Annotated in this window: 19 protein-coding genes; 7 read left to right on the plus strand and 12 right to left on the minus strand. The window is 71.9% G+C overall.

Annotation, left to right across the window (positions count from 1 at the left end; translation table 11 throughout):
* Nucleotides 1-25: 25 nt before the first annotated feature.
* Nucleotides 26-718 carry a response regulator gene (locus FS532_RS10235; RefSeq protein WP_144753528.1) on the minus strand — a complete coding sequence of 231 codons (693 nt, stop codon included), beginning with the start codon at nt 716-718 and terminating at the stop codon, nt 26-28.
* Between the two features lie 13 nt (nt 719-731).
* Nucleotides 732-3,224: an ATP-binding protein gene (locus tag FS532_RS10240; RefSeq protein ID WP_144753530.1), complete on the minus strand. Its 2,493-nt coding sequence runs from the start codon at nt 3,222-3,224 to the stop codon at nt 732-734.
* A 236-nt stretch (nt 3,225-3,460) separates the two neighbouring features.
* Between FS532_RS10240 and FS532_RS10245 the strand changes: the two genes are divergently transcribed.
* Nucleotides 3,461-4,225 (plus strand): Abi family protein, encoded by a 765-nt coding sequence (locus tag FS532_RS10245; RefSeq protein WP_144753532.1) that lies wholly within the window; start codon nt 3,461-3,463, stop codon nt 4,223-4,225.
* A gap of 8 nt (nt 4,226-4,233) precedes the next feature.
* Here the strand turns inward: FS532_RS10245 and kdpC are convergent, their stop codons facing one another.
* The 5 genes from kdpC to FS532_RS10270 form a co-directional block, all read right to left on the minus strand.
* Complete coding sequence (gene kdpC / locus FS532_RS10250) at nt 4,234-4,836, minus strand: potassium-transporting ATPase subunit KdpC (protein WP_144753535.1); 603 nt, start codon at nt 4,834-4,836, stop codon at nt 4,234-4,236.
* A 2-nt stretch (nt 4,837-4,838) separates the two neighbouring features.
* Nucleotides 4,839-6,932 carry a potassium-transporting ATPase subunit KdpB gene (gene kdpB, locus FS532_RS10255; protein WP_144753538.1) on the minus strand — a complete coding sequence of 698 codons (2,094 nt, stop codon included), beginning with the start codon at nt 6,930-6,932 and terminating at the stop codon, nt 4,839-4,841.
* Entirely contained in the window at nt 6,929-8,611 is a 1,683-nt protein-coding gene (gene kdpA / locus FS532_RS10260; protein WP_144753541.1) for a potassium-transporting ATPase subunit KdpA, read from the minus strand. The genes kdpB and kdpA overlap by 4 nt, the downstream gene beginning before the upstream one ends.
* On the minus strand, nt 8,611-8,700 hold the full coding sequence (locus tag FS532_RS10265) for a potassium-transporting ATPase subunit F (protein WP_144753544.1): 90 nt from the start codon (nt 8,698-8,700) through the stop codon (nt 8,611-8,613). Before FS532_RS10265 ends, kdpA begins: the two co-directional genes overlap by 1 nt.
* A 226-nt stretch (nt 8,701-8,926) precedes the next feature.
* A complete protein-coding gene (locus FS532_RS10270; RefSeq protein WP_144753547.1) occupies nt 8,927-9,871 on the minus strand; it encodes a helix-turn-helix transcriptional regulator in 945 nt (314 codons plus the stop codon).
* A gap of 62 nt (nt 9,872-9,933) precedes the next feature.
* Between FS532_RS10270 and FS532_RS10275 the strand changes: the two genes are divergently transcribed.
* Nucleotides 9,934-10,350, plus strand: a complete 417-nt coding sequence (locus FS532_RS10275) for a VOC family protein (RefSeq protein WP_144753550.1) — start codon at nt 9,934-9,936, stop codon at nt 10,348-10,350.
* A 91-nt stretch (nt 10,351-10,441) separates the two neighbouring features.
* A complete protein-coding gene (locus FS532_RS10280; RefSeq protein ID WP_144753553.1) occupies nt 10,442-10,942 on the plus strand; it encodes a hypothetical protein in 501 nt (166 codons plus the stop codon).
* Here FS532_RS10280 and FS532_RS10285 read toward each other — a convergent pair.
* Together FS532_RS10285 and FS532_RS10290 are read right to left on the minus strand one after the other, a co-directional pair.
* Nucleotides 10,939-11,502 carry a GNAT family N-acetyltransferase gene (locus FS532_RS10285; protein WP_186321986.1) on the minus strand — a complete coding sequence of 188 codons (564 nt, stop codon included), beginning with the start codon at nt 11,500-11,502 and terminating at the stop codon, nt 10,939-10,941. The genes FS532_RS10280 and FS532_RS10285 overlap by 4 nt on opposite strands.
* Nucleotides 11,499-12,317, minus strand: coding sequence for a putative RNA methyltransferase (locus tag FS532_RS10290; RefSeq protein WP_144753559.1), 819 nt, complete (start codon nt 12,315-12,317; stop codon nt 11,499-11,501). Before FS532_RS10290 ends, FS532_RS10285 begins: the two co-directional genes overlap by 4 nt.
* A 35-nt stretch (nt 12,318-12,352) precedes the next feature.
* On the opposite strand from FS532_RS10290, the gene FS532_RS10295 reads away from it, so the two are divergent.
* The 4 genes from FS532_RS10295 (at nt 12,353) to FS532_RS10310 (ending at nt 16,077) form a co-directional block, all read left to right on the plus strand.
* Nucleotides 12,353-13,108 (plus strand): SDR family NAD(P)-dependent oxidoreductase, encoded by a 756-nt coding sequence (locus FS532_RS10295; protein ID WP_144753562.1) that lies wholly within the window; start codon nt 12,353-12,355, stop codon nt 13,106-13,108.
* Between the two features lie 36 nt (nt 13,109-13,144).
* Complete coding sequence (locus FS532_RS10300; RefSeq protein WP_144753565.1) at nt 13,145-13,756, plus strand: CG0192-related protein; 612 nt, start codon at nt 13,145-13,147, stop codon at nt 13,754-13,756.
* 95 nt (nt 13,757-13,851) lie between these two features.
* Complete coding sequence (locus tag FS532_RS10305; RefSeq protein WP_144753568.1) at nt 13,852-14,790, plus strand: aldo/keto reductase; 939 nt, start codon at nt 13,852-13,854, stop codon at nt 14,788-14,790.
* A gap of 123 nt (nt 14,791-14,913) precedes the next feature.
* A complete protein-coding gene (locus FS532_RS10310) occupies nt 14,914-16,077 on the plus strand; it encodes an acyltransferase family protein (protein ID WP_144753571.1) in 1,164 nt (387 codons plus the stop codon).
* Between the two features lie 6 nt (nt 16,078-16,083).
* Here the strand turns inward: FS532_RS10310 and FS532_RS10315 are convergent, their stop codons facing one another.
* The 3 genes from FS532_RS10315 to FS532_RS10325 are packed head-to-tail and all read right to left on the minus strand — an operon-like array spanning nt 16,084 to nt 21,106.
* Entirely contained in the window at nt 16,084-16,284 is a 201-nt protein-coding gene (locus tag FS532_RS10315; RefSeq protein WP_144753574.1) for a hypothetical protein, read from the minus strand.
* 59 nt (nt 16,285-16,343) lie between these two features.
* Nucleotides 16,344-19,496, minus strand: coding sequence for a GH92 family glycosyl hydrolase (locus FS532_RS10320; RefSeq protein WP_260852638.1), 3,153 nt, complete (start codon nt 19,494-19,496; stop codon nt 16,344-16,346).
* A 47-nt stretch (nt 19,497-19,543) separates the two neighbouring features.
* Nucleotides 19,544-21,106 carry a serine/threonine-protein kinase gene (locus tag FS532_RS10325; protein WP_144753577.1) on the minus strand — a complete coding sequence of 521 codons (1,563 nt, stop codon included), beginning with the start codon at nt 21,104-21,106 and terminating at the stop codon, nt 19,544-19,546.
* Nucleotides 21,107-21,324 lie beyond the last annotated feature (218 nt).

Below are 21,324 nucleotides of genomic sequence, written 5' to 3' on the forward strand. Positions count from 1 at the left end.
ACCCGCCACGGGCCCGGCAGCGTGCTCATCCCGCGGGACTGAACCGGTACCCCATGCCCGACTCGGTCACCAGGTACCGCGGGTGCGACGGGTCCGGCTCGAGCTTCCGCCGCAGCTGCGCCATGTACAGCCGCAGGTACCCCGAGTCGTTGCCGTGCGTCGGACCCCACACCTCGGTGAGCAGCATCTCGCGCGTCATCAGGCGATCGGGGTTCGTGACGAGGACCTCCAGGAGCCGCCACTCCGTCGGGGTCAGTCGGATGGCCGGGCCGGACGACGGCGTCACCTGCTTCGCGACGAGGTCCACCACCAGGTCGCCGACCGACACCGTCGGCGTCGCACCAGCGGCGGACGCGGCCGCGACCTGCCGCCGGCCGAGGGCACGGAGCCGCGCGAGCAGTTCGTCCATCTGGAACGGCTTCGTGACGTAGTCGTCCGCGCCGGCGTCGAGCGCGTCCACCTTGTCCGACGAGTCCGTCCGACCGGAGAGCACGAGCACCGGCACCTGCGACCACGCGCGCACGCCCTCGAGCACCCCGATCCCGTCGAGCCGCGGCATCCCGAGGTCGAGCAGCACGAGGTCCGGCCGCTCGGTGATCACGGCGTCGATCGCGGCGCGGCCGTCGCGGGCGGTGACCACGTCGTAGCCCCGGGCGGCGAGCGTGACCGCGAGCGCCCGCACGAGCTGGGCGTCGTCGTCGACGATCAAGACCTTCATCGCACACGGCCCTTCATCGGATCTCCACTCCCAGGTGTCCGGCGATCGGCAGCCGCACGACGACGGTGAGCCCGCCGCCGGGGGTGTCGTCGACCTCGATGGTCCCGCCCATGCCCTCGGTGAACCCGCGGGCGAGCGCGAGTCCGAGCCCGAGACCCGTGTCGTTGTCGGTGTCGCCGAGGCGCTGGAACGGCTGGAACACCTCGCCGCGACGGTCGTCCGGGATACCGGGGCCGTGGTCGGCGACGCGCAGCTCCACGCCGCCGCCGAACGCACTCGCGGCGACCCGGATCCGGGTGCCGACGGGGGCGTACCGAGCGGCGTTCGCGAGCAGGTTCACGACGACGCGCTGCAGCAGGACGGCGTCGGCGAGCACCGGCGGCAGCTCCGCCGGCAGGTCGAGGTCCACGTCGTCCGGTCCGAGTTCGAGCTCGTCCAGGGCCGGCGCGACGACCGTCTCGATCGCGAGTGCCACCGGCGCGACGGCGAGCACTCCGGCCTGCACGCGGCTGACGTCCAGCAGGTCTGCCAACAGGACAGCCAACTGACGCAGGCTCTCGTCGGCGGTCGCGAGCAGTGCCTCCCGGTCGGTCTGCGACAGCTCGATGTCGGACGCACGCAGCGTCTGCACGGCGGCCGAGGCGGCCGCGATCGGCCGCCGCACGTCGTGTCCGACAGCCGCCAGGATGGCGCTCCGCACGCGGTCCGCCGCGGCGATCCGCTCCGCGTCGACCGCCGCACGGGTGAGGTCACGGTGCTCGACGGCGGCGTCGAGCTGCTGCTCGACGACCCGCAGGAGCCGACGCTGGGTCGGGTCGTCGGGTGCGCCAGCGAACTCCAGGACGGCACCGGACTGGAGGCGCGTGGCCGCGTCCGGCGTTTCGCCGAACGTCCCCGACGCGGCCGGGACGTCGTCGCCCTGCCGGATCCGGACGCCCGCGAAACCGAAGGCCTCGCGCGTCCGGTCGAGGAGTGCCTGCAGGGCGTCGTCCCCGCGGAGCACGCTCCCGGCGATCCCCATCAGGAGGCCCGACTCGGCCGCGGCACGTCGGGCAGCACGCGAGCGACGAGCCGACCGGTCCACGACGAAGCTCACGAGCACGGCGCTGATGACGTACATGACGAGGGCGACCAGGTGCCAGGGCTGCTGCACGGTGACCATGTGCAGGGGTTGCACGAAGAAGAAGTCGAGGCTCAGCCCGGACAGCACCGCCGCGAACACCGCCGGCCACATCCCGCCCACGAGCGCCACGACGAGGACGAGCAGCTGGTACGCGAGCACGTCGACGGTGATCGAGTCGGGGTCGGTGCTGAACGACAGCAGCCACGTGAGCAGCGGGCCGGCGACCAGGGAGAGCACGAACGCGGCGATGATCCGGCCGCGGGACAGGCTGCCGCCGAGCTTCGGCAGGGCGAAGCCCCCGCCGGCCCGCTCGTGCGTGACGACGTGCACGTCGATGTCGCCGGACTCGCGGATCACCGTGTTGCCGATGCCCGGACCCGTGGTGGCCGCGGCGAGACGGCTGCGGCGGCTCACCCCGATCACGATCTGCGTCGCGTCGATCGACTTCGCGAACCGCACCAGCGTCGTGGGGACGTCGTCGCCGACCACCTGGTGGTAGGTCCCGCCGAGCTGTTCGAGCAGGGTGCGCTGCTTCCCGAGGGCACCGGGGTGACGCTCGCGGAGGCCGTCGTTGGTCGTGACGTGGACGGCCGCGAGTTCACCGCCCGCGCTCCTGGCGGCGATGCGTGCACCGCGGCGCAGCAGTGTCTCGCCCTCGGGTCCGCCGGTCAGGGCGACGAGCACGCGTTCCCGGGTCTCCCAGCGGTGGTCGATGCCGTGCTCGGCGCGGTAGGCCTTGAGTGCGTCGTCGACCTCGTCGGCGAGCCAGAGCAGCGCGATCTCCCGCAGGGCGGTGAGGTTGCCGAGCCGGAAGTAGTTCGACAGTGCCGCGTCGATCCGGGCTGCCGGGTACACCAGGCCGTCCGAGAGTCGTTCGCGGAGCGCCGCGGGGGCCAGGTCCACCACCTCGACCTGGTCGGCCGCACGCACCACCGCGTCCGGGACGGTCTCGCGCTGGACGGTGCCGGTGATCTCGCGGACCACGTCCCCGAGGGACTGCATGTGCTGCACGTTCACGGTGCTCACCACGGAGATGCCGGCGGCGAGCAGTTCCTCGACGTCCTGCCAGCGCTTCTCGTGCCGTCCGTCAGGGGCGTTCGTGTGCGCGAGTTCGTCGACCAGCGCCACGTCCGGGGCCCGGCGGAGGACGGCCTCGAGGTCCATGTCGTCGAGCTCGACCCCGCGGTGTTCCACCACACGGCGTGGCACGACCTCGAGCCCGTCCACCAGCGCCGCGGTGGCGGCCCGGCCGTGGGTCTCGACGACGGCGACGACGACGTCCCGGCCCTCGTCGAGCAGGCGGCGCCCCTCTTCGAGCATCGTGAACGTCTTGCCGACACCGGGCGCCGCACCGAGCAGGACCCGCAGCTTCCCGCGCTTCACGTGCTCATCCTCTCGCGTGTGCGGTTGCAGGGCATCCGATCGACTGATATTCTCCGCGTAACCGTTCCCACCAAGGCTCGAGCTCCGGCTTCCTCAAATCGGGTGGGACTGCACCGCCCCGCGTCGTTCCCCGGCGCGGGGCACTCTTCTTCACCGCTCACGTTCGTTTCCCAAGCTGTAGTTGCTGCCGGCTCGCCCGAGATCACCCGTTCCTCCTTCGATCTCGGAGTCAATCGATGACGGACAGTGTCGTCACCATGTCGCAGCACCGCCGCGATCACCTGCGTCATGCCCTGCGGACGCGCGGGCTCGACGCATCCGACGAAGCCGTCCGACGCGCGCACGAGTTCGACAGTGCGTTCCGGTCGATCACACTCGGGCTGACCGAACGGATCGAGATCGCCCTCCGAGGACGGGTCGATGCCGTCGCCCGGCACCGCCGTGGGCCGCACTGGCACCTGGATCCACGAGCGTTCCGGACCACCTTCGATCACGGATCGTTGCTGCGGCGAGCGGCCGAAGCCCTGGACCGCGCACACGATCCGCTCGTCCAGCGTGTCTGGGCCGACCGCTCGCTCGGGGCCGTCTCCTTCGGGATGCTCTCCGAGGAACTCGACCTCGGCACCCTCTCGCGACTCGTCGGCGGCCTCGAGCCCCGCGTGCACGACGGCGTGGCCGCCTCGTTCCGACTCCCACCGGCGACGCTCCGCCCCTGCCTGCAACACCTGACGCACGTCCGCAACTGCTGCGCGCACCACACTCGGCTCTGGGACCGGAAGTTCCGGATCCCTCCGCCGACGTTCCGCTCCCCACCCGACCTCGTCGCGCGGCTGGCGGGCCTGCCGAAGCGCACCCCCGTGCACTCGCTCGAGCTCCTGGCCCACCTCGCCGAGACCGTCGGCCCGTGCGATCGCCACGCCGCCGCCGTCCGGCGCCTCGTCGACGAGCACGACGACCTGGTCGTCGGTATCGGCGGGCGCCCGACCTGGGCAGCGGCGTGACGGCACGGTCAGGACGCCTTCGCGAGCGCCAGGTTCAGCTCGAGGACGTTCACCACGGGCTCACCGAGGAACCCGAGCTGCCGGGCCTCGGTGTGCTGCTCGACGAGCTTCCGCACTGCCGACTCCGACAGTCCCCGTGCCGAGGCCACCCGTGCGACCTGCTGCTCGGCGTACGCCGGGCTGATGTCGGGGTCGAGACCGGAGCCCGATGCCGTCACCGCATCCGCCGGCACGTCGGACACGGGCACACCGTCGGCCTTCGCGATGTCCGCGCGCCGCGACTCGATCGCCTTGCGGAGGTCCGGGTTGTTCGGCCCGAGGTTCGAGCCGCTGGACGCGTTGGCGTCGTAGCCCTTCTCCCCCGCGGCGCTCGGCCGCGACCGGAACCACTCGTCGGCGGACTTCCCGTCGAAGGACTGCCCGATCAGGGACGAGCCGACGGTCGTGCCGTCGGACGAGGTCACCATCGAGCCGTTGGCCTGGTCGTGGAACGCGGCCTGGCCGACACCCCACACCGCGAGCGGGTAGGCGATGCCGAGGACGACGGTGCTGAGCAGGGTGAGGCGGATCGCCACACCCGTGGAACGGAAGGTGGATCGTGCAGATGCCATGACTAGAACCCCGGGATGAGACCGACGACGAGGTCGATCAGCTTGATGCCGATGAAGGGGACGATCACGCCGCCGACCCCGTAGAGGAGCAGGTTGCGGCCGAGGATCGACGACGCGGACGCCGCACGGTAGGCGACCCCGCGGAGGGACAGCGGGATGAGTGCCACGATGACGAGCGCGTTGAAGACCACCGCCGACAGGATCGCGGACGACGGACTGTGCAGGCCCATGATGTTCAGCGCTCCCAGCCCCGGGAACGCGAGCTGGAACATCGCCGGGATGATCGCGAAGTACTTCGCGACGTCGTTGGCGATCGAGAAGGTGGTGAGTGCTCCGCGGGTGATGAGGAGCTGCTTGCCGATCCGGACGACGTCGATGAGCTTCGTCGGGTCCGAGTCGAGGTCGACCATGTTGCCGGCCTCCTTCGCCGCGGTCGTCCCGGTGTTCATCGCCACGCCGACGTCCGCCTGCGCCAGGGCCGGGGCGTCGTTCGTGCCGTCGCCCGTCATCGCGACGAGGTTGCCGCCCTCCTGCTCGCGCTTGATGTACGCGAGCTTGTCCTCCGGCGTGGCCTCGGCGAGGAAGTCGTCGACCCCGGCCTCGGCGGCGATCGCGGCGGCCGTCCGGGGGTTGTCGCCGGTGATCATCACCGTGCGGATCCCCATCTCGCGCATCTCCGCGAACCGGGCGGCCATGCCGTCCTTGACGACGTCCTTGAGGTGCACCACGCCGAGCAGCGACACGGCTCCGGACGGGTCACGCCGTGCGACGACGAGCGGAGTGCCGCCCTCGTCCGAGATGGCGACGACGGTCTCGTCGATCGCCGCGGCCACACCGGCCGAGGCGGTTCCGGCCCAGGCGAGCACAGCCGCTGCGGCACCCTTGCGGACCTGGGTGCCGTCGGCCAGGTCGACCCCGGACATGCGGGTCTGCGCGGTGAACGGCACCTCGGTCGCCCCGGTCGGCAGTCCGGTCGTCACACCGGCGGCCGCGGCGAGCTCCACGATCGACCGGCCCTCGGGGGTCGAGTCAGCAGCGGACGACAGCGCGGACGCGGCGAGCAGGTCCTCCTCACCGACGCCGGCGATCGGCACCACGCGGGACGCCCGACGGTTGCCGTAGGTGATGGTGCCGGTCTTGTCGAGCAGCAGCGTGGTGATGTCACCGGCCGCCTCGACCGCGCGGCCCGACATCGCCAGCACGTTGTGCTGCACGAGGCGATCCATGCCGGCGATGCCGATCGCGGAGAGCAGCGCGCCGATGGTCGTCGGGATCAGGCACACGAGCAGTGCGATGAGCACCGGGATGCTGACGGTCGCACCGACGAGCCCCGCGATCGGCTGCATCGTGAGGCAGACGATCACGAAGACGATCGACAGCGACGCGAGCAGGATGTTCAGTGCGATCTCGTTCGGCGTCTTCTGCCGAGCGGCCCCCTCGACGAGCCGGATCATCCGGTCGATGAAGGTCTCGCCGGGGGTCGAGGTGATCCGCACGACGATGCGGTCGGAGAGCACCCGGGTCCCGCCGGTGACGGCGCTGCGGTCGCCGCCGGACTCACGGATGACGGGCGCTGACTCACCGGTCACCGCGGACTCGTCCACCGAGGCGATGCCGTCGACGACGTCGCCGTCCCCGGGGATGACCTCGCCGGCGACCACGACGACGACGTCACCCTTGGCGAGGTCGACCGAAGCGACGTCCTCGGTCTCGTTGCCGGTCGCCGCGGCGTCGCTCGCCTCGTACCGGAGCACGCGTCGGGCGGTGGTGGTGGAACGGGTCTTCCGCAGGGTGTCGGCCTGCGCCTTGCCGCGGCCCTCGGCCACGGCCTCGGCGAGGTTCGCGAAGACGACGGTGAGCCAGAGCCACACGGCGATCGCGATCGTGAACGCGGACGGCTCGACGAACAGCGAGACGGTGGTGAGCGCTGCGCCGACCTCGACGATGAACATGACGGGGTTCCGCCACATCAGTCGCGGATCGAGTTTCCGCAGGGCGCCCGGGAGGCCCGCCACCAGTTGGCGGGGTCCGAATGCGGACGAGCGGGTGGCCGGCTCCACTGCGGTGCGCGGTTCCGGCTCGGTGGTCACGGTCATGACAGTCCTTCTGCGAGCGGGCCCAGTGCGAGCACCGGGAAGTAGGTGAGTGCGGTGACGATGACGGCGACGCCGCCGAGCAGCCCGATGAAGAGCGGGCGGTGGGTGGGCAGCGTGCCGGCGGTCTCCGGCACCTTGTCCTGCGCGGCGAGCGACCCGGCGAGCGCCAGGACGAACACCATCGGCACGAACCGGCCGAGCAGCATCACGACGCCGAGCGCGGAGTTCATCCACGTCGTGTTCGCGGTGAGGCCGCCGAACGCCGAGCCGTTGTTGTTCGCGCCGGAGGTGAACGCGTAGAGCAGCTCGGAAAGGCCGTGGTTGCCGGGGTTGAAGATCGACGTGCCGATGACCTGCTCGCGGACACCCGGGATCACCAGGGAGAGCCCCGTGGCGAGCAGCACGAGCGTCGGCGTGACGAGGATGTACAGCGCGGCGAAGGTCATCTCGCGGGCACGGATCTTCTTGCCGAGGTACTCCGGCGTCCGGCCGACCAGCAGGCCGCCGATGAACACCGTGATCACGGCGAGCACGAGCATGCCGTAGAGCCCCGAGCCGACGCCGCCGGGCGAGATCTCGCCGAGCATCATGTTGAGGAGCGCCATCATCCCGCCGATCGGCGTGAAGCTGTCGAACATCCCGTTCACGGCGCCGGTCGAGGTCGCGGTCGACGTGGTGCCGAAGAGCGTCGTGCCGAGGATCCCGAACCGGACCTCCTTGCCCTCCATCGCGGCACCGGCCGCGTGGGTGGCCGTTCCCGCCCCGGCGAGTTCGAACGCGGACATCACCGAGAGCGAGACCAGGAAGATCGCGCCCATCACGGCGAGGATCGCGTAGCCCTGCCGGTCGTCGCCCACCAGGCGCCCGAAGGTGCGCGGCAGCGAGAACGGGATGACGAGCATGAGGAAGACCTCGACGAGGTTCGTCCACGCCTGCGGGTTCTCGAACGGGTGCGCCGAGTTCGCGTTGAAGTACCCGCCGCCGTTCGTCCCGAGTTCCTTGATGGCCTCCTGCGAGGCGACGAATCCGTCCGGGATGTGCTGCGAGCCACCCGTCAGGGTCGTGACGTCGATGCCGCTCCCCCACGACTGGATGACACCGCCGGCGACGAGCACGATCGCGAACACGAACGCTCCCGGCAGCAGGAGCCGACCGGTCCCGCGGACGATGTCCACCCAGACGTTGCCGAGGGTGCCTGACTTCCGACGGGCGAACCCGCGGACGAGTGCGACGGCGACCGCGAGGCCGACCGCGGCGGACAGGAAGTTCTGCACCGCGAGTCCGGCCATCTGGACCGAGTACCCGACGGTGGCCTCGGGCGAGTAGGACTGCCAGTTCGTGTTCGCCACGAACGACGCCGCGGTGTTGAACGCGAGCGACGGTCCGACGTTCGGCAGTCCGAGGTCCCCGGGGAGCACGACCTGGATGCGCTGGAGCAGGTAGACGACCAGCAGCCCGACGACGCTGAAGAGCAGGACGCCCCGCAGGTACGCGGGCCACGACTGTTCGGCGTCCGGGTCGACGCCGATGACCCGGTAGACCCCGCGCTCGACGCGGCTGTGGCGGACCGGGGTGAACACCCGCGCCATCCAGTCGCCGAGCGGGCGGTACGCGACGACGAGCAGCAGGACGAGCGTGGCGACCTGGACGATGCCCGCCCAGACGTCCGCGGCGCCCATCAGAACCGCTCGGGGCGCACGAGCGCCCAGACGAGGTACACGACAGCGGCGATGCCGAGGACGGCGGCCGCGATGGTGATGACGATCACAGCCGCTCCACCCCCTTGGCGATGAGTGCCACCACGCCGAACACGGCGAGGACACCGGCGACGACGAAGACGTCGAACACGAGGGACTCCAGAAGGTCACGGGGTCCGCGCCGGGCGACGCGGACGGCACCACGTGTGGTGCCGAACCGATGCTGGGTCCTGCGCCGCGCCTCCAGGCCGGTCCTGACGGATCCCTAACGCGCTCCTGGCGGACGCATGCGCCTCGCTAACGCGCGCTCGCGCCCCGCAGTCGTTCGGCCAGGGCGGCGGTCGCGTCGCGCAGTTCGTCCGGGCCCTCCACCGTGAAGTCCACCGCCGACGCAGCGAACGCCGCGGCGAGTCCCTCCCACGACCACGATCCACGGGTGATTCGGCACCGGTCGGGTCCGAGCGGTTCGAGCTCGGCGTCCGCGGGCAGGTACGGCGCGATGGTCCGGGCGGGCACCTCGAGGACCGCGGTGCCGACGCAGGGCCAGACGTCCTCGTGGGCCGAGCCCTTGAACCGCGCGGACACGAAGGCCGCGGCGTCGCCGCCCGGGATCGCCCGCGGTGCGAACGGCACCCGGGTCCGCATCCGCGGCGTGATCCGGTCGATCCGGTGGGTGCGCCAGTCCTGGCGTTCGAGGTCCCAGTCGAGCAGGTACCAGCGGCCGTTGCGGGCGACGACCGCGTGCGGTTCGACACGGTGGGGCGTCTCGGCGTCGCCGTACTCGAAGCGGAGGAGCTCACGGAGGTGCACGGCCTCGCTGACGGCGACGAGGACCCCCGGGTCGGTCCGGGTGGGACCGGGGCTCGTCAGTGCCTCGACCGCGTCGATCCGTGATCGGAGCCGCGCCGGCATCACCTGCCGGACCGTCGCGAGCGCCCGCGCGGCCGACTCCGCGATGTCCGCACCCGATGCCGGTGCCACGGCGAGTGCCAGCGCGATCGCGACCGCCTGGTCGTCGTCGAACAGGAGCGGCGGCAGGTCGGAGCCCGCTGCGAGCCGGTACCCGCCGGCCGGGCCGCGGAGCGACTCGACCCGGTAGCCGAGCTCGCGGAGCCGGTCGACGTCGCGCCGGAGCGTGCGGGGGCTGACCTCGAGTCGTCCGGCCAACTCGTCCCCGGGCCAGTCGCGGTGCACCTGCAGCAGCGAGAGCAGCGCGAGCATGCGCGAGGACGGACCGGACATGTCGATCAGTATCCCCGGAGAAGCGGCCACTATCTGACCGCAATACCGTGGATGCTCGTCTCATGAGCATCGAAACGACAACCCACCTCAACTTCGACGGACAGGCCCGCGCGGCCCTCGACTTCTACGCCACGGTCTTCGGCGGCGAGGTCGCCGCCATGACCTACGGCGCGATGGGCGCTTCCCAGGACCCGGCCTGGGCGGACCGGATCGTGTGGGGCCAGGTCGCCACCGACGCCGGCTTCCGGGTCATGGCGTTCGACGTCTGGCCGGACCAGCCGTACGACCAGGGCTCGAACGCGTTCTACGTGTTCGTGCACGGCGACGACGCGGCCGAGATCGAGCGCTACTGGGCAGCGCTGTCCGACGGGGCCGAGATCCGCCAGCCGCTCGGCCCGACACCGTGGGCACCGCTCGCGGGTCAGCTGCGCGACCGCTTCGGTGTCGTCTGGCAGCTCGACGTCGCCCCGATCGAGTAGGACGCTCGTGCGGCTCGGGGACCTGCCCCGGGCCGCACGGTGCTTTCCGAGCCACTTCCCCACGAAATCCGGCCACCGGTAGCGTGCCGGCATGCCCGAGTTCCGCCCGATGCCAGGTTACGAGCTCGGCAGCGGATGGGCCTCCGGTCCCCGTCGTCGCTCCCGGTTCGGCCGGGTCTGGCGCTGGGCCGGGCCACCGGTCGCTCTGGTCGCGGTCGTCGGGGCGGCTGCACTGTTCCACTGGTACGCCGGCGTCGCCGACCAGGTCGTGTGGGAGTGCGCCGTGTCGAGCTGCGGCACGAACGATCCGCGGTCCTTCGCTCCGGAGGGGTGCTGGGCGCTCCTGGTGCTCGCCGCCCTCGGGGTCGGATCGCTGCCAGGGCCGTGGTGGTGGCGTGCCGGACTCCTGCTCGGGTTCGCCGGCACCGCAGCGTGGTCGATCGACTTCTGGCGGATGCCCGGGATGGACCTCGGGCTGTTCCTCACGCCGATCGCGGCGGGGGTCGTCGGCGCCGTGCTCCTGCTCGCCCGGATCGGCATCGCGGTCGACCGGGCGCGTGGGCGGGCGCACACCGCTCGGCGGCAGGTCTAGCGGCCCGGGCGTGGATCGGTGTCGAGCATCGCCATCCGCACGGCGTCGACCCACGCACCGTCCCATCGCAGGGCGTCCCGCACGCGACCCTCGACGACGAAGCCGATCTTCTCGTAGGACCGCTGCGCCCCCGGGTTGAACGCGTACACCTCGAGGGAGACCCGGTGCAGCCCGACCTCGTCGAACGCCCAGTCCACGACCGCCCGACCGGCCTCGGTGCCGTAGCCCTGCCCGCGCAGCGACGGGCCGGCGAGTGCGATCCGGTAGTTCATCGCGAGGTCGTCCTCCTCGAGCTCGTTGAGGACGACCTCGCCGAGGTACGCACCGTCGGCGTCCGTGATCGCGAAGTCGGCCCGGTCCCCCGCACCGGGCAGGCGGTCGAGGTGCGCACGGACCTGCTCGCGCGTGAAGGAGCCGCGCGTGCCGGTGAGGCGCATCGCGTCCCGGTCGTCGAGCGCCGCCATCGTCTCGTCGAGGTGGTCCGGGCCGAGCTGCACGAGCCGGAGCCGCTCGGTGGTCAGCGTCGGCTGCGCGGCGAGGCGCTCCGCGAGCGCGCTCATGCCGGGCTCCACGTGCTCACCGTCACCGCTGCCGTCACGGTCGCCGGGGCGAACACCGTCTCCGGGTCGACGTGGTGGTGGCTCGGCCCCATGTGCACCACGTCGTGGACGTCCTCGGCGGAGAGGTCCATCGTCCAGGTCAGGTCCTCCGACGACCGCAGCACGAACGCCGGCGTCAGGGAGTCGTGCAGACGCCGCTCCTTCTCCGGGTCCACCGCGATCGTGGCTTCGGCGAGTTCCGCCAGGTGCCCGGTCCGCGGGGTCACCACCACCAGCACGCCGTCGGGGTGCAGCACCCGGGCGTACTCGGTCTGGTTCCGCGGGGCGAAGACGTCGAGCACGACGGCGGCCGCGCCGTCGACGACCGGGAGGCGCTCGGTCACGTCCCCGACGACGGCTCCCGCACGCTCGTGTGCCCGTGCCGCCCGCCGGATCGCGATGGCCGACAGGTCCAACGCCACCCCGCGCCTCCAGGCAGGAACGGAATCCGCTGTCAGCACGTGTGCGAGGTAGGTGCCCGGGCCCGACCCGACGTCGAGGACCACGCCCGGCACGTCGACCGACGCGACCACCGCGGCGAGCGCCCGCTCGACGGGCGCGTAGTGGCCGCGCCCCAGGAACCGGAGGCGCGCGTCGACCATCTCCGGGGTGTCCGCGGTCAGTGCCCGACGCTTCGCGGGCAGCAGCGTCAGGTGGCCCTGCTTCGCCTCGTCGAAGCGGTGGCCCTCGGCGCAGCCGACCTGGCCGCCGTCGACACGACCGAGGGGCTCGGCGCAGACGGGGCAGGCGAGCACTGGCAGGAGGTCGTCGCGCACGGAGACCAGCGTACGGGCGTCGGTAGCCTGACCGGATGTCGCTGCAGCAGCTCTTCGGACTCGACGGTCGCACCGCACTGGTCACCGGCGGGAGTTCCGGGATCGGCCGGGCCATCGCCTCCGCCCTCGCCGACGCCGGTGCGCACGTCCTCGTCGCAGCACGCACCGCGGCGACCATCGACGGAACGGTCGCCACGATCCGACGCGAGGGCGGATCGGCCGACGGCCTCGTCGCCGACCTCTCCTCCCGCGCTGGGGCGCACGCACTCGCCGACGCAGCCGGCGCCGTCGACGTGCTCGTGAACTCCGCGGGGGTCAACCTCCGCCCATCGATGGCCGAACTCGACGAGGACACCTGGGACGCCACGATGGCGGTGAACCTCGACGCACCGTTCGTCCTGGGGCAGCGGCTCGCGCCCGGCATGGCAGCGCGCGGCCACGGCCGCATCATCAGCATCAGCTCGCAGCAGGCCCACCGCCCCTTCGCGGCCAGCGGCGCCTACGGGGTCTCCAAGGCCGGTCTGGAGGCACTGGCCCGGTCCCAAGCAGAGGCCTGGTCCGGACAGGGGGTCACCTCCAACGTCCTCGTCCCCGGGTTCGTGCAGACACCGCTGAACCGGCGGCTGAGCGCCGACCCCGTGACCGTCGCCGCGCTCGCGGCACGCACCCTGGTCGGGCGGAACGGGCTCGTGTCGGACTTCGCCGCCGCGGCGGTGTTCCTCGCCGGGGACGGATCGGCGTACGTCACGGGGCAGTCGATCGCGGTCGACGGAGGGTTCTCCGTGCACTGAACACCCCTGTCCGCTGAACCTCGGTACGGTCGGGGCATGGCCGTCATCCACCAGGCAGAACTCCGTCCGTCCAAGGCCGAGGCGCTCGCCGCCTGGTTGCCGACGCAGCCCTGGAGCGGGCTGTCCGACGGCGACGACGTCACGATCGCGGGGAAGTTCCGGTTCGACGACCCCGAGGGCGAAGTGGGCGTCGAGACGATCCTGGTGCGGACCCCCGACGGACGCACGCTGCACGCACCGCTGACCTACCGTGGGGCACCGCTGGCCGGTGCCGAGGACTTCCTCGTCACCGAGATGGACCACTCCGTGCTCGGACGTCGCTGGGTGTACGACGCCGCAGGCGACCCCGTGTACGCGGACGTCCTGCGCCGCGCGATCGTGACCGGCGGCCACGAGGCCGAGCTCACCCGGGAAGGCGCCCCGGGAACGTGGGAGAAGGAGGGCACGGCGATCGGCAGCGGCACCGCGCCTGACTCGCCGACGGTGTCCTCGGTCGTGGCGCGCAGCACTGACGACACGACCACGATCGACACCGATCACGGGTCGCTCGTCATCGCACGGATCGTCGGCGCTGACCTGCCGTCGGGCGAGACCCTGGCGGGTTCCTGGTCCGGCGGGTCCGCCGTGCTCGCAGTCCTGCCGTCGTAGGTCCCGGCGGGGCCTGGGGCCTGGCTGAGTCCGAGGGCCTGGCGGGTACGGGCAGGGCCTGCCTGTCCAGAGGTGCCGGTGGCAGGATCGAGGGTGTGAAGACACTGGAGTTGCCACAGACGGACCTCACCGCCTCCGACGTGATCGTCGGACTGATGCGGATCAACGACATGAGCGACGAGGACATCCGCGCGCTCTACGCTGCGTCCCGCGACGCCGGCGTGACGATGTTCGACCACGCCGCGGTCTACGGCGGCTGGCACGGCTGCGAAGAGCGGTTCGGCTCCGCCGTCACGCTCTCGCCGTCCGAGCGGGCCGAGATCGTGCTGCAGACCAAGGTCGGCATCCGCCCGACGGAGCACGGCGCGTACTTCGACTTCTCGTACGAGCACATCATCGAGTCGGTCGACGAGTCCCTGGCAGCACTCCGCACCGACTTCATCGACGTGCTGCTCCTGCACCGGCCCGACGCCCTCGTCGAGCCGGAGGAGGTCGCGAAGGCCTTCGACGAACTGCACGCCGCCGGCAAGGTGCACCACTTCGGCGTCTCGAACCACACCCCCGGCCAGGTCGAGCTGCTGCGTCGGTCGGTCCAGCAGCCCCTCGCGTTCAACCAGGTGCAGCTGAGCATCACGCACGCGAACGTCATCTCGCAGGGCATCACGGCGAACATGGGCGGTCTCGACCAGTCGATCGACCGCGACAACGACATCCTCAACTACTCGCGCAGCAACGACGTCACGCTGCAGGCCTGGTCGCCGTTCCAGAAGGGCTTCTTCGATGGCGTCTTCCTGGGCGACCGGGAGCACTACGCCGAGCTGAACGACCTGCTCGACGAGCTCGCTGCTGCGCACGGGGTCACGCCGACCGGGATCGCCGTTGCCTGGATCACCCGGCACCCCGCCCACTTCCAGGTCGTCCTCGGCACGACGAACCCGCAGCGTGTCCGGGACTCGGCGGCCGGTTCCGACGTGGAGCTCTCCCGCGAGGAGTGGTACCGGATCTTCACGGCGGCGGGACACACCGTTCCCTGAGCTGATCGGCACCGTTCAGTGAGCAGCAATGGTCGAGTCCACGGAACGGACCCGACCATTGCTGCTCACTGGACACCCCAGGCGAACCGACCGCGACCCGCGCGTGTCGGCTAGGGTCTCCCCGTGACAGAACGACTGACCCACGCCGACATCGTCGCCGAACCGGCCAGCCGCGCGCGCTTCGGCTACAACGCCGCGCTCGACGGGCTGCGGGCCATCTCGGTGTTCGGCGTCATCGCGGGTCACGCCCACTTCGGCGGACGGATCGCCGGGTACCACGGCGTCACCGTCTTCTTCGTCATCAGCGGCTACCTCATCACGAGCCTGCTCACCGCCGAGCACGCCCAGACCGGTCGGATCGCCCTCGGCCGGTTCTTCCGGCGTCGCTTCGCACGCCTGGCACCCGCACTCGTCCTCGTGGTCCTCGTGACCGTCGGGTGGCTCCTCGTCATCCGCGAACCGATCGCGACCTGGTGGGCAGGCCCCGTGGGCGCGTTGACCTACACGACGAACCTCATCCAGTACTTCGCGGGCAACGGTTCCGTGAGCTTCTACTTCCAGTACACCTGGTCGCTCGGCCTCGAGGAGCAGTTCTACCTCGTGTGGCCGCTCCTGCTCGTGCTGCTGCTGAAGTTCCGGTCGTCGACCGTGACCCTCTGGGTGCTCGGCGTCGTCTACGTCGGCTTCTGGGTGCTCCGGTACCTGCAGGACAAGGGCGGCCCGACGCACGAGGCCCAGATGTACGGCCCGATCTCGCACGCCGACGCACTCATCCTCGGCTGCATCCTGGCGATCGTGCTCGAGCGGTGGGCGGGTTCGCGCTGGCTGGAGCGGCTCGTGGTCATCGCCGGCCCGATCGGCGTCGTGCTGCTCGGCTGGGTCGCCGTCGTGCCGCAGGGCGTGCGCGGTGTGCGGATCTTCGACTCCGCCGGGTTCGGGCAGACGGCACTCGCTGCGGCGGCCGTGGTGGCCTGGCTCGTGCTGGAGCGCCGCGGGTTCCTCGCGCGGTTCCTCTCGATCCGTCCGCTGGTGTTCCTCGGCAAGCTCTCGTACGGGTTGTACCTCTGGAACCTGCTCGCGGTGTTCGCGTTCGTGAAGGTCGCCGGACACTGGCCCGGGTACTCGAAGTACCTGCTCCTCTGGCTCGCCGGACTCGTGCTGGTCTCGTGGCTGTCCTACCGGTACGTCGAGACGCCGTTGCGCCTGCGGTGGGCCAAGCCCGGGAACCACGCGATGGTCGGCGTGAAGCGCGACGTCGAGGAGCCGAACCCCGCGAAGATCGGCTGACGCCGGTCAGTCCGACGAGGTCGGGGCGCTCGGCACGCTGACATCGACGGGCGAGACCGCTGCGGGATCGGCGGACGCCCCGCCCACGACGTCGAAGGAGATCCCGAGCATCGCCGGGTCCTCGTCGAGCTCGAGCCCGTCCTGCTTCACCTGGTCCTCCGGGATGGCACGGCCGCCGGACGGATCGAACGAGTTCGCAATCGACATGCAGACGAGCATGCCCGTCGTGCTTGGCAATCGCCCAAGAGCCTCCGGAGAACGCGCGATCAGGCCGCCGGGGTGTCCGCCGCGATGAGTTCGAGCTGCGTGAGCGGCAGGTCCGACACCGCCGTGAACGTGAAGTCGGTGCCGGTGCCCTGCAGCCGGAACACCCGGGTCTGCCCGGCCCAGTCGAACACGGCGTCCTGCACGGCGACGCAGGTGTCACCGAGCGCGACGTCCCACGAGTGGACGCCGGGCTCGGACACGGTGACCGTGTAGAGCGACGTGGGCACCGGTGCGACCTCGAACGACACCGACGTCCCGGCGGTCAACGCCGTGACGGTCCGACCGGTGTCGTCGCTCAGTGGTGCGAGCCCCACGGGCAGCAGGTCGACGGGGGTGTCCCGGTACCCGTGCACCTCGGACGCCGAGACGGGCCGGGTGTCCGACGCCCAGGCCCGGGGCTCGGACGACAGCGTGAAGACGATGCGCGACGCCGAGACCACCACGCGGTGCGGGATGCTGACCGACGTCCAGGGCGAGCCGTCGACCGTCACCGACGCGACGTACGCGCCCGCGGAGCCGGCGGCGACCTCGATGACGGTGGGCGTGCCTCCCGGCTGCTGCAGCACCGTCCTGCGGACCGACGGCGGCACGAGCACGTAGGAACCCGTGGACGGCGCCAGCGGGTACAGGCCGATCGTCGCGAACACGTACCAGGCGCTCATCTCGCCGTTGTCCTCGTCACCCGGGTAGCCCTGGCCGAGGTCCGAACCGACGAAGAGTCGTTCCAGAGCCGAGCGGACGATCCGGTGCGCATCGTCGTGCCGCCCGGTGAACATCGGGAAGAACGGGATGTGGTGCGCGGGCTGGTTCGAGAGCCCGAGCATGCCCGTGCGGACGTCGCGGGCCTCGGTCATCTCGTGGATCGGGACGCCGTACGACCCGGCGTGCGCGGTCGCTCCGGTCTCGGGGGTGCTGAAGAACTCGTCCAGCCGGGCGTCGAACCGGGACGGTCCGCCGTGAAGGTCGACGACCCCGGCACCGTCGTGCGGCGCGGTGAAGGCCGTGCCCCACGCGTTCGTCTCGGTGTAGTCGTCGCCCCAGTCCCGCGGGTCGAACTCGGTGCCGACCCGCCACGAGCCGTCGGGGTCGCGCCCGATGAAGAACCCGCGTTCGGAGTCGAAGACGTTCCGGTACTGCAGGGAGCGACGTGCGAACCACTCCGCTTCGGCTTCGTACCGGGCGAGGTCGGCCGGTGTCTCGGCGCGCGAGGCGAGCAGGCCCGCCATGACGGCGAGTCCCCAGTCGTTGATGGCCGCGTCGAGGGTCCAGGACATGCCCTCGCCGGTCCCGGTGTCGACGTGGCCGCGGAAGGCGCCCGGGAGGCTCCCCTTGCGTCCGACGCGCTCGTCCCGCGGCGGGACGGTCGCGTTGCGCAGTGCGCTCCGGTACGCCTCCGCCAGGTCGAACCCGGTGACGCCCTTCGCCGCGAGGTCCGCGAAGACGGTGTCGCTCGTGGTGCCGGTCATGCAGTCCTCGGCGCCGGGGGCACTCCACCGCGGGGTCCACCCGCCGTCGTGGTGGTGCTCGACGAAGCCCTGCGCGAGTTCGCCCGCCGTGTCCGGGGTGAGCAGCGCGAGCAGGGGCCAGGCGGTCCGGTAGGTGTCCCAGAACCCGTTCGTGGTGGTGAACGGGCCCTCGACGATCTCGGGTCCCGGTTCGTCGCGGATCGGTTCGGCCTGCACGGCACCGTACGGGGAGCGGTGGTGCGGCGTCCCGGTGAGCGCGGTCTCGCCGGCCCGGTTCGGGTAGAGGAACAGGCGGTACAGCCCCGAGTACAGGCTCGTGAGCTGGTCGGGGGTCGCACCGTCGAAGGAGAGCGTGTCGAGCTTCTCCGTCCAGAGCGCCTCGGCACGGGTCCGCATCGCGGCGAACGTGCCGGCGGCGTCGAGGTTCGCGCGGGCGTCCTCGAACGAGACCGTGGAGATGCCGAGCAGCACGTCGGTGTCGCCCGCGACCGACAGCCAGCCGCGCAGCTCCCGCTCGCCGACGGTCGTGTGGTCGGCCGTCACCCCGGGGACCCGGACGTGCACGAAGTGGGGCGGGGTCCCGGGGCGGTCGTCGAGCAGGGCCTCGACGACCGCGGTGTCGTCGGTGACCGTCACGGAGACGTCCGACACCCGGCCGTGGTGGTCGAGCACGATGCTGCGCACCCCCGTGAACCGGAAGCCGAGGGCGAACTCCCCCGCGGTCACCTCCGCGGTGACGCCACCGTCGAGGTCGACCCGGTAGCGGTGCGGCCCGTCGTCCTCGTGGTCGTGGTCGAACCCGAGCGCCCGCGCTGCGCGGTCCGGGTCGGGGGTCCCGAGCGGGGACGGCATGACCTGGAACACCCCGCGGTCCCCCATCCACGGCGACGGGATGTGGCTCGTCGCGAATGCCTGGATCGCCGGTCGGACCCGGCCCTCGGGCTCGGTGCGGGCGTGCTCCTGGTACGCGTACGGCCACCGGTTGCTCGACGCGTCGGTCATCGGCAGGCCGAACACCCCGCCGTGCGGGAGTCCGACGAGCGGGGCGTTGTTGCCGCGGGAGAACCGGGACGACGCCTGGGTGCCGCGGGTGGTGCGGACGTGGCCGAGCGGCGTCGTGGGGGCCGGACGTGCGGCCTCGATGCGGACGGCGTCGAGCCAGCCGCGCAGTGGCGGACGCTCGCCGTCGTCCGGCGTGTGCTGCGGGGCGGAGCCGAGCCGTGCCTCCAGGCGGTCCACGACGCGACCAGCGAACGGCGTGAGGTCGACTGCGCGGCGGTTCCACTGGTCGACCCACTGTTTGCGTGCCGCGTCCTGCGCTGCGGGCGTCAGCGCGTCGCCGTACTGGTCGCGTGCCGGTCCTGCACCGTCGCTCGGGGTGTCGCTCAGCCGGGAGCCGTCCGTGAAGACGACGTCGAGCGAGAACGCCGTCGCGTCCCAGAAGTGCGGGAGGTCGGCCTCGGTCGGCTCCGAGGCACCGTCGGGCAGTGTGCGTTCGGGGAACCACACCCAGGAGAGCTCGTGTCCGGCCTCGATCGTCCGTCCGGCGAACCCGGGCACGATCGCCGTGACGGTCGTCTCCCCCGCTCCGCGCTCGACGAGGTACCCCTCCGGGGACTCGAATCCGGCCTGGTTCCTGGCCGCGACGGCCGTCGTCGGCCCACCGCTCCGTTGCAGCTCTCGCACGCTGTCACCCTATTTGGTCCAGCGTCTGGAGGAAAACCTCCGGCGTGTCAGCCGCCCGACTTGGTGTGCCCCGGGGCGTTCCCGGAGTTGCCGGGCGCGCTGACGTCCGCCGCCGAGCCCGTGCCGCTCTGCGGGTCCTGCACCGGGTTCGTCACCGGGGAGCTCGGCTGCGGCCCCACCGACGGGTCGTCCGCCGGGTCGCTCGGCTGCTCGGGCTGCTCCGGCTCGGACGGCTGCTGCTCGGGCTCGCTCGGCTGCTGCTCCGGCTCGCTCGGCTGCTGCTCGGGCTCGCTGGGCTGCTGCTCCTCGGACGGTTGCTGCTCCGGCTCGGACGAGGTCGACGGTGTACTCGAGTCCGTCGGCGCCGGGGTGCGGTCGCCACCCAGGGCGAACACCGCGACCGCGATGCCGATCAGCACGAGGACCACGACGACGACCGCCGCGATGATCGGACCCCGACGGCGCCGCTTCGGTTCATCGGGGGCCTGGGCCGGGGGTGCGGCGACCGGTCCGCGCGGGACACCGGCGCTGGGTGCGCCGCGCTGGGCGCCGAGGACGGTGGTCGCGACGTCGTCGCTCGCGGGCTGCTGCGCGTTGAGCACACGGGTCGCGTCGGCGTCGGGTCGGCCGCCGTCGCCGGTCGTCGGACTGGAGGCGCTGCTCACGGGCATCGCACGGGTCGCGTCGTCCGCGTGGGCAGCTCCCGCAGCGCCGGCTGCAGCTGCTCCGGCAGCAGCCGCGGCAGCGCCGCCGGCCTGCGTCACGGTGCCCGGACCGCCGGGCAGGAGCTGGGTCGCGGGCACCGCGTCGTCGTACTGGAGCGCCCGGAGGCGCTGCGCGGCTTCCTCGGCAGTGGGCCGGTCGGCCGGGTCCTGCGCGGTCATCACGTGCAGGAGCGTCCGCCACGCGGTCGGCAGGTGCTGGTCGATCTCCGGGCTCCGGGTCAGCCGTGCCGTCGCCGACTCGACCGCGCTCCCGGGGAACGGCTGCCGCCCGGTCAGGCACTCGAGCAGCACCAGCCCGAGGGCGTAGACGTCCGCCTTGCCCGTGATGCCCTGCGCGAGGACCTGCTCCGGAGCGAGGTACGCGGCCGTGCCCATCACCGTGCCCGTGCCGGTGACCCGCGCGGCGTCGCGGAGCAGGGCGATGCCGAAGTCCGCGAGCTTCACGTGGGAGCCGTCGGCCTCCAGGAGCACGTTCGCCGGCTTCACGTCGCGGTGCACGATCCCCTGCGCGTGGACCGCGGCGAGGCCGTCGGCGACCTGCGCCCCCACGCGCGCGGTCGTCGCCCGGTCGAGCGGCCCCTCGCGCAGCCGCGTGGCGAGGTCGCTGCCCGGCACGAGCTCCATCACGAGGTACGAGTCGCCGTCGAGGTCGTCCAGTGCAGCGTCGTAGAGCGTGACGAGCGACGGGCTCCGCAGGGCCGCCAGCGTCTGGATCTCGGCCTCTGCTCGGGCTCGTTCGCCGTGGTCGACCGGCCCGATGCGGAACACCTTGACGGCGACCTCGCGGCCGAGCTGCTCGTCGACCGCGCGGTAGACGGAGGCCATGCCCCCGTGCCCGAGCGTGCCCGTGACGCGGTACCGACCGCCGAAGACCCGTTCTTCCATGCGGGGCAACCTACCGGGAGGACCTGACGGGTGTCGGGAGGACGGGGTGGTCACGACCGTTCGGCGCGACCACCCCGCGGACCTACAGCAGCTGCAGGATCGCGGCCACGAGGGTCACGATCGCCGTCGCCAGCCCGAGTGCCTCGAGCACGAGGACGGACCTCCTGCGGTCGCCGCAACGATGCCGGTGTCTCGCCATCGTCGGCCTCCCTTCCCAG

It is taken from the genome of Curtobacterium pusillum, assembly GCF_007673235.1.
GTDB classification, from domain to species: Bacteria; Actinomycetota; Actinomycetes; order Actinomycetales; family Microbacteriaceae; genus Curtobacterium; species Curtobacterium pusillum_C.

Bases quoted from the DNA above. Each gene is read 5' to 3' on its own strand.
- kdpB (WP_144753538.1), bottom strand. From the start codon at position 6,932: ATGACCGTGACCACCGAGCCGGAACCGCGCACCGCAGTGGAGCCGGCC.
- kdpA (WP_144753541.1), bottom strand. From the start codon at position 8,611: ATGGGCGCCGCGGACGTCTGGGCGGGCATCGTCCAGGTCGCCACGCTC.
- FS532_RS10285 (WP_186321986.1), bottom strand. From the start codon at position 11,502: ATGAGCGCGCTCGCGGAGCGCCTCGCCGCGCAGCCGACGCTGACCACC.
- FS532_RS10275 (WP_144753550.1), top strand. From the start codon at position 9,934: ATGAGCATCGAAACGACAACCCACCTCAACTTCGACGGACAGGCCCGC.
- FS532_RS10295 (WP_144753562.1), top strand. From the start codon at position 12,353: ATGTCGCTGCAGCAGCTCTTCGGACTCGACGGTCGCACCGCACTGGTC.
- FS532_RS10315 (WP_144753574.1), bottom strand. From the start codon at position 16,284: ATGTCGATTGCGAACTCGTTCGATCCGTCCGGCGGCCGTGCCATCCCG.
- FS532_RS10280 (WP_144753553.1), top strand. From the start codon at position 10,442: ATGCCCGAGTTCCGCCCGATGCCAGGTTACGAGCTCGGCAGCGGATGG.
- FS532_RS10325 (WP_144753577.1), bottom strand. From the start codon at position 21,106: ATGGAAGAACGGGTCTTCGGCGGTCGGTACCGCGTCACGGGCACGCTC.
- FS532_RS10245 (WP_144753532.1), top strand. From the start codon at position 3,461: ATGACGGACAGTGTCGTCACCATGTCGCAGCACCGCCGCGATCACCTG.
- FS532_RS10270 (WP_144753547.1), bottom strand. From the start codon at position 9,871: ATGTCCGGTCCGTCCTCGCGCATGCTCGCGCTGCTCTCGCTGCTGCAG.
- kdpC (WP_144753535.1), bottom strand. From the start codon at position 4,836: ATGGCATCTGCACGATCCACCTTCCGTTCCACGGGTGTGGCGATCCGC.
- FS532_RS10235 (WP_144753528.1), bottom strand. From the start codon at position 718: ATGAAGGTCTTGATCGTCGACGACGACGCCCAGCTCGTGCGGGCGCTC.
- FS532_RS10300 (WP_144753565.1), top strand. From the start codon at position 13,145: ATGGCCGTCATCCACCAGGCAGAACTCCGTCCGTCCAAGGCCGAGGCG.